This is a genomic window from Terriglobus sp. YAF25 (assembly GCF_052113305.1).
Lineage (GTDB): Bacteria > Acidobacteriota > Terriglobia > Terriglobales > Acidobacteriaceae > Terriglobus.
Map to the genome: position 1 here is coordinate 1 of NZ_JBFRCY010000757.1, position 2,137 is coordinate 2,137.

A 2,137-nucleotide genomic window follows, 5' to 3' on the forward strand; every position below is an offset into this window, starting at 1 on the left:
CAATAGCACCGCCGTCGGCAGCATGACCGCCTATCGCGCGTTGCGCTACGGGAAGCACGTCGATCTGATCCTCACCGACTTCCATAGCTACACGATGCAGAATCCCGGGGATCGGCCCGAAACGGACGTGTTCGATTTCGGCTTTCCGGTGGTTCCGCAGGAGTTGATGGAGATCATCGATGCGGGCAAGGACTATGCTGGCGGCAATCCCCCCGCGACGATCACCATCGGCGACAAGAGAGCGCCCAATTTCCGCAAAGACGAGCCCGCCTACACCATGCTCGGCCCCAAGCAGAAAGCGTGGCTCAAGGAGCGGCTGACGCGGTCGACCGCGACCTGGAAGATCTGGGGCGCGACCAACGGCACGCTCGACATGCGGACCGATCCGCAGAATCTTCCCGCTGGGCTGGTGAAGGACAAGTGGCCGGGCAAGGATTTCGGCACCTTCGGCGGCGGCGATTTCAGCGGGGCATTCAGCGAACGTGCCGAAATCTATGACACCGTCCGCGACCACAAGCTGGCGGGGTTCGTCACCATCTCCGGCGACCGCCACAGCTTCTGGGCCGGCTATGCCGCTCCCAAATTGCCGCCAGCCCGATTCGACCCGGTCGGGCTGAGCTTCATCACCGGTTCGATCTCTGCCCCCGGTCTCGCCGAAGCGGCCGAATACATGAAGGACTTCCCGCTGCTTCCACTGTTCGTGCGCAAGGCGCCGGGTGCCGTGCCCGAAGCGACAATCAACCYGACGATCAAGCGCGGCGTGCGCGCTGCGCTCGAATATGCGGCGAGCGGTGACATAGCGAAGGCGCGGGCGGCGACCAATCCCGACGTCGCGCCGCACCTGGAATTCGTCGACATGGCCGGGCACGGCTATGCAGTGGTCAGTGCCGGTCCTAACGTGATCGACACCGAATTCATCTGCATCGTCCGACCGATTGCGCGCGCAGCAACCCCGGACGGCGGTCCGCTACGTTACCGTGTATCGCATCGGGCGAAGCTGTGGCAGCCAGGCACGCCGCCGAAGCTGGAGCAGCGGATGCTCGAAGGGGATGCAAAGCTCTCAGTTTGATGACTTGCCCTTGCATACTCAGCGTTTTACTACAGAGGAGATTGAAGAAAGAACTCGCCCGGATCCTAAAACTAGTTGACCCTTTTCCGGAGTACGAAATACGTCAGCGAGAAAGTTCGGAATTGCGGCATCAATATCCCATTTGAGTAACGCATGAGTTGTAGTCTTTGACAGCAGTGACGAGGTCTGCACCGAAGGCGATGCCATTTGCAATCTGTCCCACGCCTGGAAGCGACTTCGCAATTGTCTTTGCTAGTCCGATCTCTGTTCCCGGTAGTGCGTAGCTGGAAGCGGCTCTAACGGCGGTGGTCTGTAGGCCAACAAAAGATGCGGTTAGACCCACCATACCAGTCCGAGAGCTATCCGCAGATAACGCACTGTGTGCAATGGAAGCGACCCCTAATCCCGTCTGAAAGAGCAACCCTACGGTCCCTCCGCCAGGAACAAAAAAGCCGACGGCATCAAGAGTGAGAGATGTGACGTTGTTGACCAATGCCTGAGATCGTCGCGACTCGACGGGCTGAGGTTCTATTTATCCAGGTACTGCGGGCGTATATCGCGTCGGAACCGGGACGCAACCAGGAGTGGCTTCGAGCGGTCTTCGATCCTCAAATCAGCGCTGCTCTGACTGCCTTTCACGATCGTGTGGCTGCCCCTATCGGTTTTCCCATTCGGTTACCTCGCTTGTCGTGCAACCGGTTGAATGGGAACATGTCACTATGCGGCAAGTGAGAGCGAACCTATGGGCTTTCTAGCTTGGCTGGTTCTTGGAGCCTATTTCGCCCTGATGATCATTGTTGGTTATTGGGCCCGCAAAAAAGTTAAGAATGCCAGCGATTTTTTCACGGCCGGCGGCTCGATGCCGTGGTGGCTCTCCGGAATCTCGCACCACATGTCCGGGTACAGCTCGGCGGTCTTTGTTGGCTACGCTGCGCTGGCCTATACCTCTGGCATCACCGTTTACTTCTGGTGGGCTTCATCTATTGCGCTCTCCTTGCTGCTGGGAATGGGAATCTTTCCGGCGAAGTGGGCTCGCATGAGGCAGCGTCTCAACGTTATCTCGCCCCT

General features: G+C 58.8%; 2 protein-coding genes. Both read left to right on the top strand.

The genetic code is table 11. The annotated features are described in order from the left end of the window. Window positions 1–1,069, top strand: a 1,069-nt coding sequence (locus AB4043_RS23355) for an alkaline phosphatase D family protein (RefSeq protein ID WP_442308244.1), incomplete at its 5' end; no start/stop codon positions are given. A gap of 742 nt (window positions 1,070–1,811) precedes the next feature. Beyond that, the coding region (locus AB4043_RS23360; RefSeq protein WP_442308245.1) for a sodium:solute symporter family transporter at window positions 1,812–2,137 on the top strand (326 nt) is incomplete at its 3' end.